This is a genomic window from Olivibacter jilunii (assembly GCF_900607235.1).
In the GTDB taxonomy this organism is placed as follows: domain Bacteria; phylum Bacteroidota; class Bacteroidia; order Sphingobacteriales; family Sphingobacteriaceae; genus Olivibacter; species Olivibacter oleidegradans.
Map to the genome: position 1 here is coordinate 400,429 of NZ_LR027850.1, position 15,284 is coordinate 415,712.

General features: G+C 46.2%; 14 protein-coding genes. 7 read left to right on the forward strand and 7 right to left on the reverse strand.

Annotated elements, in window-relative coordinates; translation table 11 throughout:
- Positions 1 to 287: 287 nt before the first annotated feature.
- Together E0E36_RS28345 and E0E36_RS28350 are read right to left on the reverse strand one after the other, a co-directional pair.
- Positions 288 to 551, reverse strand: a complete 264-nt coding sequence (locus tag E0E36_RS28345) for an aldo/keto reductase (protein ID WP_207303762.1) — start codon at positions 549 to 551, stop codon at positions 288 to 290.
- A gap of 3 nt (positions 552 to 554) precedes the next feature.
- Entirely contained in the window at positions 555 to 743 is a 189-nt protein-coding gene (locus tag E0E36_RS28350; protein WP_371719646.1) for a LytTR family DNA-binding domain-containing protein, read from the reverse strand.
- Positions 744 to 815: 72 nt separating this feature from the next.
- Between E0E36_RS28350 and E0E36_RS12890 the strand changes: the two genes are divergently transcribed.
- Positions 816 to 1,217, forward strand: coding sequence for a DUF5675 family protein (locus tag E0E36_RS12890; protein WP_256377672.1), 402 nt, complete (start codon positions 816 to 818; stop codon positions 1,215 to 1,217).
- Between the two features lie 186 nt (positions 1,218 to 1,403).
- Positions 1,404 to 1,616 (forward strand): hypothetical protein, encoded by a 213-nt coding sequence (locus E0E36_RS12895; RefSeq protein WP_130856306.1) that lies wholly within the window; start codon positions 1,404 to 1,406, stop codon positions 1,614 to 1,616.
- Positions 1,617 to 1,671: 55 nt separating this feature from the next.
- Here the strand turns inward: E0E36_RS12895 and E0E36_RS12900 are convergent, their stop codons facing one another.
- From E0E36_RS12900 to E0E36_RS12915, 4 genes are all read right to left on the reverse strand, one after another.
- Positions 1,672 to 3,252 (reverse strand): SusD/RagB family nutrient-binding outer membrane lipoprotein, encoded by a 1,581-nt coding sequence (locus E0E36_RS12900; protein WP_130856307.1) that lies wholly within the window; start codon positions 3,250 to 3,252, stop codon positions 1,672 to 1,674.
- An 11-nt stretch (positions 3,253 to 3,263) separates the two neighbouring features.
- Positions 3,264 to 6,608, reverse strand: a complete 3,345-nt coding sequence (locus E0E36_RS12905) for a SusC/RagA family TonB-linked outer membrane protein (protein WP_130856308.1) — start codon at positions 6,606 to 6,608, stop codon at positions 3,264 to 3,266.
- A 135-nt stretch (positions 6,609 to 6,743) separates the two neighbouring features.
- Positions 6,744 to 7,721, reverse strand: a complete 978-nt coding sequence (locus tag E0E36_RS12910) for a FecR family protein (protein WP_165446981.1) — start codon at positions 7,719 to 7,721, stop codon at positions 6,744 to 6,746.
- Positions 7,722 to 7,812: 91 nt separating this feature from the next.
- A complete protein-coding gene (locus E0E36_RS12915) occupies positions 7,813 to 8,391 on the reverse strand; it encodes an RNA polymerase sigma-70 factor (RefSeq protein ID WP_130856310.1) in 579 nt (192 codons plus the stop codon).
- Positions 8,392 to 8,671: 280 nt separating this feature from the next.
- Between E0E36_RS12915 and E0E36_RS12920 the strand changes: the two genes are divergently transcribed.
- From E0E36_RS12920 to E0E36_RS12930, 3 genes are read left to right on the forward strand one after another with little or no spacing between them, the layout of a single operon-like run.
- Positions 8,672 to 9,169: a (2Fe-2S)-binding protein gene (locus E0E36_RS12920; RefSeq protein WP_130856311.1), complete on the forward strand. Its 498-nt coding sequence runs from the start codon at positions 8,672 to 8,674 to the stop codon at positions 9,167 to 9,169.
- Positions 9,162 to 10,181: an FAD binding domain-containing protein gene (locus E0E36_RS12925; RefSeq protein ID WP_130856312.1), complete on the forward strand. Its 1,020-nt coding sequence runs from the start codon at positions 9,162 to 9,164 to the stop codon at positions 10,179 to 10,181. The genes E0E36_RS12920 and E0E36_RS12925 overlap by 8 nt, the downstream gene beginning before the upstream one ends.
- 16 nt (positions 10,182 to 10,197) lie before the next feature.
- A complete protein-coding gene (locus tag E0E36_RS12930; RefSeq protein WP_130856313.1) occupies positions 10,198 to 12,438 on the forward strand; it encodes a xanthine dehydrogenase family protein molybdopterin-binding subunit in 2,241 nt (746 codons plus the stop codon).
- 19 nt (positions 12,439 to 12,457) lie between these two features.
- On the opposite strand, the gene E0E36_RS12935 is transcribed toward E0E36_RS12930, so the two are convergent.
- A complete protein-coding gene (locus E0E36_RS12935) occupies positions 12,458 to 13,774 on the reverse strand; it encodes a DUF389 domain-containing protein (protein ID WP_130856314.1) in 1,317 nt (438 codons plus the stop codon).
- Between the two features lie 90 nt (positions 13,775 to 13,864).
- Here E0E36_RS12935 and E0E36_RS12940 point away from each other — a divergent pair, with 90 nt between their 5' ends.
- Both E0E36_RS12940 and E0E36_RS12945 read left to right on the forward strand, forming a co-directional pair.
- The gene (locus tag E0E36_RS12940; RefSeq protein WP_130856315.1) at positions 13,865 to 14,107 is read left to right on the forward strand and encodes a hypothetical protein; all 243 of its coding nucleotides are present in this window, start codon (positions 13,865 to 13,867) and stop codon (positions 14,105 to 14,107) included.
- 97 nt (positions 14,108 to 14,204) lie between these two features.
- On the forward strand, positions 14,205 to 15,281 hold the full coding sequence (locus E0E36_RS12945) for an AI-2E family transporter (RefSeq protein ID WP_130856316.1): 1,077 nt from the start codon (positions 14,205 to 14,207) through the stop codon (positions 15,279 to 15,281).
- The last annotated feature ends 3 nt before the right edge of the window (positions 15,282 to 15,284 follow it).

Consider the following 15,284-nt stretch of genomic DNA (forward strand, 5'->3'; position numbering starts at 1 on the left):
CCGACCACATATTTTCCTGTAAGTGTGCCAATTTGGTTGTACCTGCCACTGGAACAACAAATGGTTTCTAAACCAATAACCTAGCTATACCAACCTGTGCTACGGTTAACTTTTGTGGTGGCCAAATTCTTTAAAAACATCTATTATGCCCCAATTAGCAACGATGTTTTCGGGCTCATACCGAGGTAATGAAATCCTGTTATCATTAGTTGGATTGTATTTTGTCCGCTCATTGATATATTCCGAAATAAAACCACGACTTAACGGGCTATACGTTTACCTTTCCCTCAGCAATAAGGTCTTTTACTGTTCCCGCTACAACTTCCATTGGTACGTTCGGGTCGATATAATAGGTCTATGTAGTCTGTCCTTAGACTTTTAAGCGAATTTTCAACAACCTGTCTAATCCGTTTCGGACTACTATCAAGACAGATTTCCGGTTTTTCCTCCTCAAAGCCGAATTTTGTGCAAATGATTATGTCTTTACGGATAGGTTCGATAGCCTCTCCAACTAATTGCTCATGACAAGGCGTTAGTAAATCAAGGCAAATATGTCAACTTGCAACCCATTGCCGGAACTCAGAAGCACGGTTTTTACTGACGTAGAGACTTTCCGGGGTTTCGGTGTCCAGGGAAACCAGCAACCTGTTATCGAACCAAATGGTAATGCCTTCGATGGCCCGTTTGGCGATAATGAATTGCTTGTTTGCCCGAAAAAAGCTATTGGGGTCAAGGGCTAGCATAATATTTTCCAATCGCTTATTGTAGGGCAACTTTTTTCCATCTTTGGTAAGGATGGATGTATCGCCGAAGGCATTAATACGACCCTCGGCCAGTTATACATTGACAATCTCTTCCAGTGCTATATCTTGGAAGATAAAATACGGGATGAAAAAATCCCCGGTGAAACGGCCATCCCGGCCGGAACGTATCAATTGGGTTTGAATAAGCTGGCGGGTATGAACGCGAAATATCAGAGCCGATACAGTTCCATGCATAAGGGAATGGTGGAAATCAGAGGTATCCCCAATTTCAGTTTGGTGTTCTTCCATATCGGCAATTACCACACCGACACCCGTGGTTGCCCCTTAACCGGAAGTTATTATCAGCTTATTGACGGAGACTATCGAGTGCTGCATTCGGCAGATGCTTATAGAAGGGTGTATCCTTTATTAGCAAAGGCCGCTGCCGCGGGGAGTAGTTTAGTTGTCGAGTAGTTAAGTAGTTAAGTAGTTGAGTCGTTCAGTAGATTTATTAGTGATGAATTATAAGTGATGAGTGATGCCTGCCTGCCGGTAGGCAGGAATTTTGAATGAGTGGCTTTGCGGTAGTACTGGTATTCCGAAATGCGTCATGGCGAGGAGGGGCCATGCTTTTTACTTTTTACTTTTTAATTTTCATTTATGAACGAAATAACAGAAAGAATCAAATCCCCCACACCAAAGTTCTTTAAAAAAATAAGAACCATCGGTTTAACCTTGGGTGCAGTAGGAGCGGCTTTATTAACAGCTCCTATTACGTTACCGGCAACGGTAGTTACCATAGCCGGTTATTTGGCAACGGCGGGTATTGTAGCCTCGGCCATTTCTACAGTGGCAAAGGAAGACAAGCCTTAGCATTAGAAGCGCCCGGTGATTTTAGATGCCGGGCGCTTATTATAGCAATTACTCCTTATTCGCTATCCCACCATACTCTTCCGGTTAATAAATCACCTCCGATAACGGCACCTGAAGCGGCACGATAGTTTTCGGGATTCGTATTCTCCTCTGCGATGGGGTAAGGGAATCGTCTTGGGATCGTAGCGTTGGTTGCGTTATTGATGTAATTGACCGGTGTTAGGGCAGGAACGCCCGTTCTGCGCCAATTGAACCATGCTTCATAAAAATTAAAACTGGTACAGGCGTTGGCCCAATATTGATTGCCAATATCGTTCAGGGCATTGGCCATATTCAAGGGGTGCGCTGAAGCATACATCTCCGCGTCGCCATCGGAAATCGCCAACGCATTGCCCCATTGCGACAAAAAGGTTAGCGAGGCCTTTAAACCATTTTTGTAATGTTCGGCGGCATTGCCCAGGCCCCATCGAACGGCCGCTTCAGCCAGCAAAAATTCTGATTCTGCATAAGTAAAGATGAAAGTAGGTGCATTGCGCGTAATCATTTGCGGATGCGGCGATGAATAGTCGGGGAAGCCGGTATAGCTGGGATCATCATTGATCCGATACAAGGGGTTATTGCTGAGGTCCTTGCCGTTCGGCATACCCTTTTGGGACGCTCCCCCCACTATGTATCCGGGGTTCTGTTCTTTAGACCCCTCCGACATATAGATGTTGTTTACGGCAATTTTGTCCAAACGGGGGTCTTCATGCTGTCTGAGAAAATCAATAAAGGTATCCGACCACTTTACATAATAGTTTTCCTGTCCACCATCGCCAAGCAGCACCTGGCTGTTTCGGTTTTGGGTAGCCCTGCCTCCACTTTCATCATGCAACAGAAAAGCATTGTCTCCGTTCCCTTCCATGGTATTGCCGATTGCTCGCTCTACATAGCTGCGAGCCAGCGTTTCATCCACCTTGGTCAGGCGCATGGCCATGCGCAACATCAGCGAATAACCGAAGCGTCTCCATTTAGCCAGATCGCCATTGAAAACTACATCGCCGGTTACCGCATCGCCCGATGGATTGATCGCATTGATCGCTTCGTCAACTTCTTTTAGGATATCGGTATAGATGCTCTGTTGACTATCAAATTTTGGGTAAAGTATCCCGGTATAATAGGCGCCGCCAGCTTCTGTATAGGGTATATCCCCATACAGATCCGAGATCCGTTGAAAGGCCATGGCTCGCCAGATTCTACCCACCTGATGAATATTGTTGTATTCGGGTTTATCCCTGGTGAATTCAACAATGTCCACAATCCGTTTGATCTGCTCATCGTAGGCTCTCTCCCAGTAGGCCGAGGTATAACCGGGATTATTCTGGTACTTATCGCCGGCCCAGTAAGAAACAACCGTTGCCATGCCCTGCATCATGGTGGCCGAGTAAATGAGGTTAGCCCGCCAGGTGTCATAAGCGAAATCATTACTGCCGGTATAGGCAAGCTGCGCGGTTGTCAGCAGGTAATTCGGATTAAATCCGCTGCCCGGCGAAGCCGTGGGATCGGTATTGATTTCGTCAAAATCGCTGGTACAGCCCGCAGCAAAAAGACAGGCCAACACCGTTACATATAATTTATGGATTATATACTTCTTCATATCATCGTGATTTAGAATCTAGCACTTAAGTTAAGTCCGAATGTTCTTATAGGCGGCACACCACCCAGCTCCAAGCCCGGTATACTGGCATTGTAACTCGCTTCGGGGTCGATGTTATCCGTTCGCCTCATCAAAATAAACGGGTTGCGCGCTACCGCGCTGATGTTCAACGACTTGATCTTGTTGTTGAACATAGCGGAAGGAAACGTATAGCCGATAACGATCTGGCGCAACTTGATAAAACTGGCATCCTGCACGAACTGTTTCGATACATTATTGGCATACTGACTGTAATATTCCGATGCTTCCACCCCGCTTTCACCAAAGCTGCCCTCTCTGTTTTCCAGCGTAGCCTGATGCAGACCGAAGATATATCCATAGTAATCGGTAGCCGAAAAGATCTTACCTCCCCACTTGCTATCAATCAGGAAGGAAAAATTTAGATTTTTGTACCGGAACTCATTGTTCCATCCCAACATCCATTTATGCATGGCCGAGCCGTAAGGCTTCAATTCACCCCGTACGGGTGCCCCGTTCGGTAAGTACATGATATTTCCGTTTTCGTCATAACTGAAGTCAAAGGCCATAATCTGAAAAGCTGGCAGGCCCTCGCGATGCTGGAGGAAACCGACGTTTGACCGGGAGGTGGCCACGGGCTGCACGGTAGTCCCTTCGGCCAGGGATTTTATTTTGTTGTTGTTCAAGGTGCCGTTAAAGCTGGTGGTCCAGTTGAATCCATCCGGATTGCGGAATACATGTCCCGTTAACAAGAGTTCAACACCTTTATTTTCCATCTCGCCCACGTTAAGTACGGCACCGAGATAGCCCGTGGTGGTTGACGTGGTGACGTCGACGATCTCGTCCTTGGATTGCTTGTTGTAATAGGATACGTCCACATTCAGCCGGCTATCGAATAAGCTGAGTTCTGCGCCGAATTCTAATTCGGATGCGGAGGAAGCTTTTAAGCCTGAGTTGGGTATGGCGGTGTTGATAATATTGCCCAATGGTTTTCCGTTGAGCGTTTCACTGAGGAAATTGTACATCAGCTGGGTTCTGTAAGGGTCCGTTGCCTGTCCAACTGTAGCGTAGCCTAACCGCACTTTACCAAAGGAAAGGAAGCTCGGTTGCCACAGCTCCGAGAATACAAAGGATGCATTTACCGAGGGGTAAACGGTATTCAATTTGTTGTCAATGCCCGGTGTTGCCAGTGTAGAGAACCAATCGCTGCGCAAGGAACCGGTAAGATAGAGCATATCCCTGTAGGAAAACTCAACATTTCCGTAAACGGATTGCGTTTCCTGATCGCTTGGCACAAAGCCTAAGGTTTTATTCACGGTATTCAGAATATTATACAAGCCGGCAACGGAAAAATCCTGTCCGTTTTGAATGGACAGTTCACTTTTCGTTCGCCGAAAGGCGGCGCCAACGGCGGGTGTAATGACAAAGTCATCCACGGAGAAGGAACCTCCCGCCAGGAAGTCTGCATTTAGATCGGAGAAAAGTGTGATCTGCTCGGTCATTGAACCCAAGGGCCTATAGGCAGTTCCGCTCGGTACCACATTGGTGTATTTATTGGAGTAGTTATCGCGTCCCACACGGCCCTGAATGAAATAACCGCTATCGAAATCATATCGGGCCGTAATGGAACCAATGGTACGTTCGCGCTTGGTATTGTTCCGGAATTCATAGGCGGCAAACCACGGGTTGGTGGCAAAGGTATTGCCTGCATTGTAAGCGCGTTCTGTTCCATCCGCGTTCACCCAAGGTTTGAGATCCGTCACATTGACGCTGGTGGGCAGGAAGGTTACATTGTAATTGGCATTTCCTGCCCCGTCTGATAGATAAGGCCTGTTTTGCACATCTTCCATGATATAATTGACCCGTGCATCAATTTTCAGGTTTTTGATCGGATCGAATACACCACTAAAGTTGAAGGTCTGCCGATCCATGCCCGAGTTAGGCACAACCGAGCGGTTATCCAGGTTGCTTCCCGAAAGTCTGACCGTCCCGAAATCAAAGCTTTTGTTCAAAGCCAGTGTATTGGTCCAGCTGCCGCCGGTACGGTAAAAGTTCTTGAGGTTATCGCGCTGGGCCACATAAGGCCTTTCTACCCCATCGAACTGCACTACCTGACTTCCGTCTAGACGTGCGCCCCAACTGGAACCTCCTACTTGGGCTGCGCCCGCCTGATCGATCGGCTTGGCATTATTTGAACCCTGCCCATATACATATTGCCAATCGGTCATGTTCATGACCTGTTCGGCAACATAATTGGAGCTGAAATCAATGCTGTTTCCTTTGCCGCTTTTGGTTGTAATCATAATGACACCCGCTTTGGCACGGTAGCCATATAAAGCGGAAGCTGCTGCGCCCTTAAGCACCGATATGGTTTCAATATCGTCGGGGTTCAGATTGGAGATCGCATCACCCATATCCGGCGCGTTGTCCCACTGACTTCCTGAATTACCGTTCGGATTCGTATTGAACCGACCGACGGGCTTGCTTTCCATCGGTACACCGTTGATAACATACAGCGGCTGATTGCCCTGGCCGATACTGGATACACCCCGTATAATTACGTTGCTGGCGGCACCAACGCCACCCGAGGTAGCGCCTATGTCAAGGCCCGCTACTTTTCCTGCCAGCGAATTCACGAAGTTATTCTCTCTTGCCGTAGTTATCTCTTCACCTTTTACCTCCGTAACCGCATACCCCAATGCTTTTCGCTCCTTACGAACACCCAGGGCGGTCACTACCACTTCATTCAGTTCATTGTTGTCTTCATTCAACTGGATATCAATCACATTTCTTCCACTGATGGGGATTTCCTGTTTCACATAGCCCGTAAAGGAAAATACCAATGTCGCGTCCGCCGGAGCGGTGAGGCCGTAACGACCATCTTCGTTGGTACTGGTGCCTTGATTTGTTCCCTTAATCCGGACAGAAACCCCGGGCAGGGGTGCTTTTGTCTGGTCAGTTACCAGGCCACGGATCTGCTGTTGTTTTGTTTTGGCATTGATGACTACTTCTTTTCCCATGACGGTGTAAGAAAATAGACTTGCATTGATCATCTTATCGAGCACTTCCCGCACAGAAATATTTTTCGCATTGATGTTTACACGTTCGGTGCGGTTGCTGAACAGATCACTGTACACAAAGGCAATCCCGGTCTTCTCCGTTAATAAGTCCAGCGCTTCCTTGAGCGAAGCATTATGCAGGTTAACGGATATTCGTTTGTTCAGAAGCGGATCGGCATTGCGGTTAGCGAAGGACAGCAGCGGCTGAAAACCGATGAGCAGGAACATCCATGCGACCAGCCTCCATCTTTGTATTTGTCGGTATAGATAGTTATTCATACATTTATGGTTAAGTTTAGCATATTCGCGGGAGTAAAAGGTGAAAGGTTTCTCCCGTTGATTTATTGTCTAGGATCAATCGTCTGCTCTAAGCAGGCGATTGTCATTTTATCTTTTCATCAGATCATATCTACACTATTTAATTTGTTGAATGCTATATTGATTATCGCCCGTTTTTTTCCATGTGGCATGTACCGTCATTGCCAGTTTATCCAGAAAGAAAGATAGTCTCCCCCTTGTATCCAGATCGCCGAAGAAGAGGCGCTCTTGTAGTTCCTGCGCGCAATTGATTTGCACACCGTAAGACCGTTCAAGATCTCGGATGAGCCTTTTAAGGCTTTCACCTTCATACACCCTAATGCCGGCATCAATCTTCGCTATCTCCTTTTTGTCGTATTTCTTCGTCTTCAGCTTTTCATGTTTGTCGTACACCAACTCTTCACCATATTCCAGCACCGCGGTCGAAGCGGGTCGCTGTGTGGCTTCCACTCTCACTTTGCCGGAAGTCACCTGTACCGTGGCCTCTTCATCGCCGGCATAATTTTTCAACCGAAAGGAGGTGCCCAGCACATCCACTTTCACCGTCTTGCCGGACACACTGAAAGGATGTCGTTGGTTTTTTGCTACCCTAAAATAAGCGCCGCCTTCCAGCGTTACGCTTCGGTCAGACTTTCCGAATGATCTGTGGTAACTCAATTTACTGTCCGGTTCGAGAACGACCTGCGTGCCATCGGCCAAATACAGCTTCTTGGTTTCTGCTTTTGCCGTCAGTATTTCCACAGCGCCATAATTTGTTTGATAGATGATCGTCGAGAGTATAATGAGCACAATGGCAGCAGCGTAAGGCAGATAACGCTTATATGACAGCCCGGCACTTTTATTTAATTTCCCTTTAACCCGATCGAGTGCTACCTCAACACGGAGATCGTATTTCGATCCAATGAATCTGTGCTCGCCTTTCAATTCCCTCAGCACTCTTTTAAATTGGGCACGGTTTTCGGGACTGGCTTCAAGCCATTCGGTAAGTTTCTGCCGTTCGGTCTCATTCAGCTGCTGCTGGTGGTACCTGTGCAGCAAAGCTGCCATTTCGATCGTCTTTTCTATGTTTTTCACATTCAGATTTTGAAACATTAGGGTTGCTCAACGTTTTTATATAAAAACAACACCAATGGAAAAATCTCTAAAAGCAAAACGATATTTTTGGTTAGGCTAATAAAATAGGGAGAAAAGAGAGTAAGCCAACCTTTGCAAGTGATTTCTTCAGCAATTGAATGCCCCGTGCCCGTTGATTGTCAACGGTGCTGACAGATACACCCATTGCCTCGGCTATTTCTTTGGATGATTTTTCATTGTGGTAACTCAATTCAATTACCTTTTTGCATCGTTCCGGTAGGTCGGAAATTGCGCGGTCCAAGATAAGCATCATCTCCGTATAAATGATGCGATCGGTAATGTCCTGTTCCGAGAAGGGCAGTTTTTGGGAAAGCTGCTGTTCTATTTTGAGCCTGCTTTTTTCTCTTTTGAGGTGATTGAAGGCGTCATTTTTTATCACGATATACAGAAAGGCTTTTATTTTTAATAGTGAAACAAATCCGCTCCGTTTTTTCCATAATTTGATAAAAGCAGCCTGTGCGAGTTCTTCGGCAATATATTCATCGCCGATGATTCCTTCGGCGAAGGTACATAGCGGACCGTATAACTGCCTGAACAGATAATCAAAAGCAGATTCGTCCCCCTTACGGAAGCGATCGACAGAAAATTCATCAGTAGGGCGTGCTTTCATGACACTTGCTATTTTTACACCCTCAAAAAATGCTTATGGTAGGCTATATTGGTTTCGTCAAGTTAAATATAACCAAACTTAAAGAAATTTTCCTGTTCTCGCAAGTAGTTGTCCGGGAAGTTTCATTTTGGGTAGCAACAGAGCCAGCACACCTAGTAACCAACATATCGATTTTCTACGGTTCTGCAAATTATCCGAAACTATCGCAAAGGCAAATTGTTCAATGGATAGCAAATGACGTGCTTTCAGGGAGCATAGGTTTTGGTTAGAATCGAATCCAATGGAAAATAAAGAGCAATTCAACGGACTGCAAACGGTTCGCTTAAGGGTCAATGGGGAAGAGTATAAATTGCAGGTATTGCCCTGGGTAAGTCTCTTGGACGCCCTGCGCGAACACCTAACCCTCACGGGGACAAAAAAAGGCTGCGACCATGGGCAATGTGGTGCCTGCACCGTTCTTTGTGATGGCAAACGCATCCTAAGCTGTCTGACGTTGGCTGTGTTAAAAGATGGCGCTGAGATCTTAACAATAGAAGGCATTGCCGGTGATACGCAACTTCATCCAATGCAGCAAGCATTTATTGAACATGACGCTTTTCAGTGCGGCTACTGTACCCCCGGACAAATATGCAGTGCAATTGGTTTGCTGAAAGAAGGAAAGGCAAAGACGCGGGAAGAGGTGCAGGAGCTGATGAGCGGAAATCTTTGTCGCTGTGGCGCCAATGTTGGCATCATCGATGCTATTATGGAAGTAAAGGACGGAGGCCTGTATGAATAACTTTGCTTTTTTGCGAGCTGAAAATGCGGATGATGCCGTACGTGCCGTTAACGCCAATACCCACGCCGCTTTTATTGCCGGCGGCACTAATCTCATTGATATTTGGAAATATAACCTGAGGCACCCAGAGCTGTTGGTCGATATTAATCACTTGCCGGATTGTAGCGCGATCACCGAAACGGTGGATGGTGGACTAAGATTAGGGGCATTGGTTACCAATGCCGATACGGCTTATCATCCTTTGATTGAGTCGCGATACCCTTTGCTTTCTAAAGCGATCCTTGCCGGGGCTTCTGCGCAGATACGTAACATGGCGACCGATGGCGGTAATTTGTTGCAGCGAACACGCTGCTATTATTTTTACGATGCCAATGCGCCGTGCAATAAGCGGGTTCCGGGTTCCGGTTGTGCTGCGATCAACGGATATAATCGCATACATGCCATTTTGGGAGCAAGTGAGCACTGTATCGCCGTTTTTCCTTCGGATATGTGCGTAGGTTTGGCAGCTCTCGCGGCGGTTGTGAACGTAACCGGCCCAAATGGCGAAAGGCGTATTCCGTTTGCCGACTTTCACCGATTACCCGGTGATCAGCCTGACCTTGATAATAATTTGCAGCATGGCGAATTGATTACTTCGATAGATTTACCTCCAAAGGGATTTGAGCAAAATTATTCCTACTTGAAACTGCGCGACCGGCAATCGTATGCGTTTGCCCTCGTGTCTGTGGCAACCGGGCTTGAACTGGATGGTGATGTGATTAAGGACGCGCGGATCGCTTTAGGCGGTGTTGCGCATAAACCCTGGAGGGTTGCCGAAGCCGAAGAGTCGCTAAAAGGCAAGGCAGCGACACCTGAAAATTTCGCTGAAGCAGCAGCTGTTATTTTACGGGGCGCCAAAGGATACGAACACAATAGCTTTAAAATAGAATTAGCCAAACGGGCGATCATCCGTAATGGTATGATGGCCACGGAACCTGAGTCACAGCGACCGGGTGCAAAACCTTCACTTTGATTTAATAGGCAAGATTATGGCAATGAAACCCAGCGTAGGACAACCGCTTAGCCGCTTGGAAGGAAGGCAGAAAGTGACCGGTGCTGCCGAATATGCAGCGGATTACAAGGTGCCAGGATTACTGTATGGATACGTAGTCAGTAGTACGATTACCAAAGGCAAAATTATTCGTATTGACACCAGCGCAGCAAAAGCGTTGCCGGGTGTGGTGGAGGTATTGACGCACGAGAACCGGCCAGGCCTTGCTTGGTTCGACCTGCAATATGCCGATATGGATGCGCCTCCTGGTACGGTCTTCAAACCATTATGCGACGATAAAATACGGTTTAACGGCCAGCCCGTGGCATTGGTTGTGGCGGAAGATTTTGAGATGGCCCGCTATGGGGCAACGCTCGTTCAACTGAATTATGAAGAGGAATCATTCGTGACCTCTGTTGAGGCCAATTTGGGTGCAGCACGAGCGGCCAAAAAAGGAATCGCTACGGCGTTGAAACCACCGCCACCGGCGCCTACGGGTGACTTTGAAAAGGTTTATAGTGCAGCACCGATTAAAGTTGATGCTGAATATCAGCACGGCATCGAACATCACAACCCGATGGAGCTTTTCGCAACCACAACCGTGTTTGAAGGCGATGGCAAACTGACTATTTATGATAAAACGCAAGGTACCATCAACAATCAGTTTTTCGTAGCCAATGTCTTCGGTCTTCGCTATAAGGACGTGCGTGTATTGGCACCCTATGTGGGCGGAGCCTTCGGTTCGGGCCTGCGACCTCAATATCAGCTTTTTTTATCGGTAATGGCGGCTCTTTATCTTAAACGCAATGTCCGGGTTGTGCTGGATCGCCATCAGATGTTCACCTTGGCGCATCGGCCACAAAATATGCAGCGACTACAGTTCGCTACCGACGAAAATGGAAGGTTGACGGCTGCTCGTCACGCGGCTTTTGTGGAAACGTCGTCTTATGAAGATTACACCGAAGTCATTTCATCTTGGAGCCACCGCTTGTATCCGATACCCAACACACGGTTTGAATACAAGGTGGTACCCCTTGATCTATCTACACCTATCGATATGCGGGCACCGGGCGGTGTAACCGCTATGCATGCCATCGAATGCACAATGGATCAGTTGGCATACAAATTAGGCATCGATCCGCTTGAATTAAGGCTGCGTAATTATGCAGAGGTCGATCCGTCAACCGGAAAACCCTTCACTAGCAAAGCGCTCAGGGAATGTTACCAACAGGCAGCAAGCAAGTTCGGCTGGAGCGAGCGTAACCCCGAGCCGGGCAGCATGAAACGTGGTAATAAACTGGTTGGCTATGGTATGGCAACGGGTGTGTGGGACGCTTATCAGTTTCCGTCGCGCGTGCAGGCTATGATAACAAAAGAAGGAAAATTGAAGATAAATAATGCGGTTACCGATATTGGAACCGGAACGTTTACGGTGATGACCCAGATTGCCGCAGATGAATTGGGATTGCCTATTGAAGACGTGATTTTCGGGTATGGAGACAGCAAAAAGCCTTTTTCCATGTTTCAAGGTGGTTCGTCAATGACCAGTTCTACCGGTGTGGCGATCGTTATGGCTGCGAAGGCCCTTAAGGAAAAACTGCTGAAAAAAGCAAAGGAGATGCCTGAGTCACCGCTGGTTGGCGTTGCTGAAAAAGATATAACCTTTAAAGATGGAAGTATCTCACTGCGGAACGATCCGTCTGTGCATGTCAGTTTCCGGGCGATTGTTGCGGCTAACAAGGGACAGGTTATCAAAACCACCAAAATGGGGAAGCCTCACTTGTTGAAGCTGCGAAAATATAGTAAAATGACGCATAGCGCATCCTTTGTAGAAGTGGAGGTAGACAAAGACTTAAAAACGATTGTAGTTACCCGTGCCGTTACCGCTGTAGCGGCCGGTAAAATTATCAATCCAAAAACGGCACGCAGCCAAATAAGTGGATCGATGGTATGGGGCATTAGTAAAGCACTTCACGAAGAGTCTGTTATCGACGAAAATCTCGGTAAATATGTTAACCCTAATCTGGCCGAATACCATATTCCCACCCATGCGGACATTCACCAATTGGAAGTTATATTTGCGGATGAAAAAGATGAGCTGATTAATGAGTTAGGCACGAAGGGAGTTGGCGAGATCGGCTTAGTCGCCATGCCCGCGGCGATTGCAAACGCAATATTCCATGCCACGGGCAAGCGCATCAATAGGCTGCCTATTCATTTTGATGAATTATTGGCATGAGCCGCATTTTTACGAGCCGCTATAAGGCTCTTTCGATGTACACCCGAATAGAGTCTTGTTGCAAGCGATGTTGGAACCATGTCGTAATACGTTCTTTGTTTGCAAACGTTTTTTTGATATCCCTACTTTGAAGTGTTAACGAATGATAGCGTTGCATTTTCAGCGAATCGTTGTAGAAAACTTGCTCTGCTGTAGCACATGCCTGCACTTCCGGAAATAAAGGCTTCAACTCCTTTAAAAGTTGCTGTCCTAAAAGGCTACGCTGCTGTATGCTATCTTGGCGCTTTAGATTGAGTGACAATTCGGAGCGCAATCGGTTTATTTCTGCTTGTTGCTGGGTTAGCTCAAGCAAATCATTATCCGCATCGGCAAAGGAAAAACCCTGTTGAATAGTGATTTGTGCATCCATCAACGCATAGTTCTTTAATTTTTCCTGTAACTTTTTCTTGGTGGGTTCGGGTATGAGCTTTCCGCCATAAGTTAAATGGATAATCTTCTGCAAAGGATCGATGTCCGACTTCAAGAGGTAATCTCCTTCGATGTACGTTTCGTTTTTTATAAAACGAGTCGCTTCTTGTTTAAACCTTTCTCGTTTGACAAGTACGTAGCCGAAGTATATACTCGGTATCATGGTTATTGTGACGATAATACTCACCCACATGTTCGCGCGTTGCTTAAGGCCTTCCTCGGTTTGATGCCAGATTGGATATTTCAGAAAGCGGACAGTTACTAAGGTTGCTGCCGCAATGAAGACTGTGTTTATAGTAAATAAGTAAAAGGCTCCAAAAAAGTATGACCAATTGGCGGTCGATAAGCCATAACCTGCTGTGCACAGTGGAGGCATCAAGGCCGTAGCGATCGCTGCCCCCGGAATCACATTGCCTTTTTGTTTACTGGAAAGGGCTACGATACCTGCTAAACCACCCACCATAGCAATAATAACATCATAGATATTTGGTTGTGTACGTGCAAGTAATTCAGAGTGGGCTTCACTCAGCGGGGTTAGCAAAAAGTACAAGGTGGAGGTGGCAAGACTGGCACCAACCGCGAAGCCGAAGTTTGCAAGGGCTTTTCGGAATAGCTTAAAGTCATAGGTAGCCAAGCTGTATCCCATTCCGAGAATAGGCCCCATCAGCGGAGAAATCAACATGGCACCGATAATTACGGCCGTTGAGTTGACATTCAGTCCCACACAGGCGATAACGATGGCAAAGATCAGAATCCAAAGATTCGTTCCCCTGAAGTAGATGCCTTTTTCTACGGTTTCATGGATTAAACCATATTCCTCGCGCTCCGACGATATATTAAATTTTTCAATCAGTTTATAAATGTCCATATAAAAGCTTCCTTTCTTTTTCGGAAGCGCTTCTAAAATAGTAATTATCTTTTATTTTAGGAGAGTGCCTACCGCTCTATGTATAATATCTTGAATAATTATTTTAAAGCGGGCTCGGCTACACCGAAAGATAGCCCTGTATGCCATCGCATACTGAAGGTTCAGTCGGGAAGAAATAACTTAGCCTATAAGGTATATGGACGGGCTTATGTAAACGGTAATATTATGGAAGGAAATAAGCAGGTAACTGAAGATAATTGGAACGGCGGCGTGCAGGAAGAAAATAAGGCCAATGCTGAACCGTATACAGAACATAAACTCAAAAATTATTGATACAACTTTTTATGTTATATTTTGTTTACCAAATCATGGCTATCAATAAAAGCAACAATTTAAGCCTTGAATAACTGGTTGCCGAAAAAAATACAATATGATTAAAACCCAACTAGCAGTTAATAAATTACTCTTACTTGTACTTGTCATCGCCATATTATATGTAGGGAAACCATTTCTTATTCCCATAGCTTTGGCAGGTGTGCTTGCTACTTTGTTTGTTGGTATAGCGAAAAGGCTGGAAGGCTGGGGACTAAATAGAGCCCTGTCCTCATTAATTGGTGTATTGTTGATTGTGCTTGCATTTGCAACAATAATAGCCTTATTAGTTTGGCGTTTAAGTGATTTTTCCGAAAACCTGACCGGTATGCAGGAGCGGGTGCTTGCCCTGTTCGAAAAATTAAAGGCTTGGATGGACCAGACTTTAGGTATTTCTTCGGATCAGCAAGCAGCGTTGGTGGATAAGGCTGAGCAGTCGATCGGAAGCGACGGAGGAAGCCGTACGATTTTGTCTTTTGCCGGCGGCACCATGAGTATTTTGGTAGACAGCTTGTTGGTACTGGTTTATACTTTTCTTTTTCTTCTTTATCGTTCTCGATTAAAGAACTTCATCCTTAAATTGGTAGATAATACCAAGAAGAATCAGACCGAAAAAATCATCAATAAATCCGCCGATGTTTCTAAGAATTACTTAGCCGGGCTTGCACTGATGATTGTCATGTTGTGGATCCTCTACGGCATCGGCTTTAGTGTTGTCGGTGTAAAAAATGCGCTGTTTTTTGCCATTCTTTGTGGAGTGCTTGAAATAGTCCCTTTTGTTGGCAATATAACGGGAACTTCCCTTACGGTATTAGCTACGGTTGCTCAAGGAGGCGGAAGCGATAAGATCATTGGCGTACTCGTTGTTTACCTGGTGGTTCAATTTGTGCAAACTTATATCCTCGAGCCTCTGGTAGTAGGTGATCAAGTGAATATTAATCCCTTATTTACAATCATCGCATTGGTTTTGGGCGAATTGATTTGGGGCATAGGGGGTATGGTATTGGCTATTCCGCTGCTTGGGATCATTAAGATCATTTGCGATAATGTTCCGGCCTTACAGCCCTTCGGATATTTGATAGGCACTGATCAGAAAAAGAAAAAGTCCTTTTTCAGATCTAAACAGGCGTCATAATAT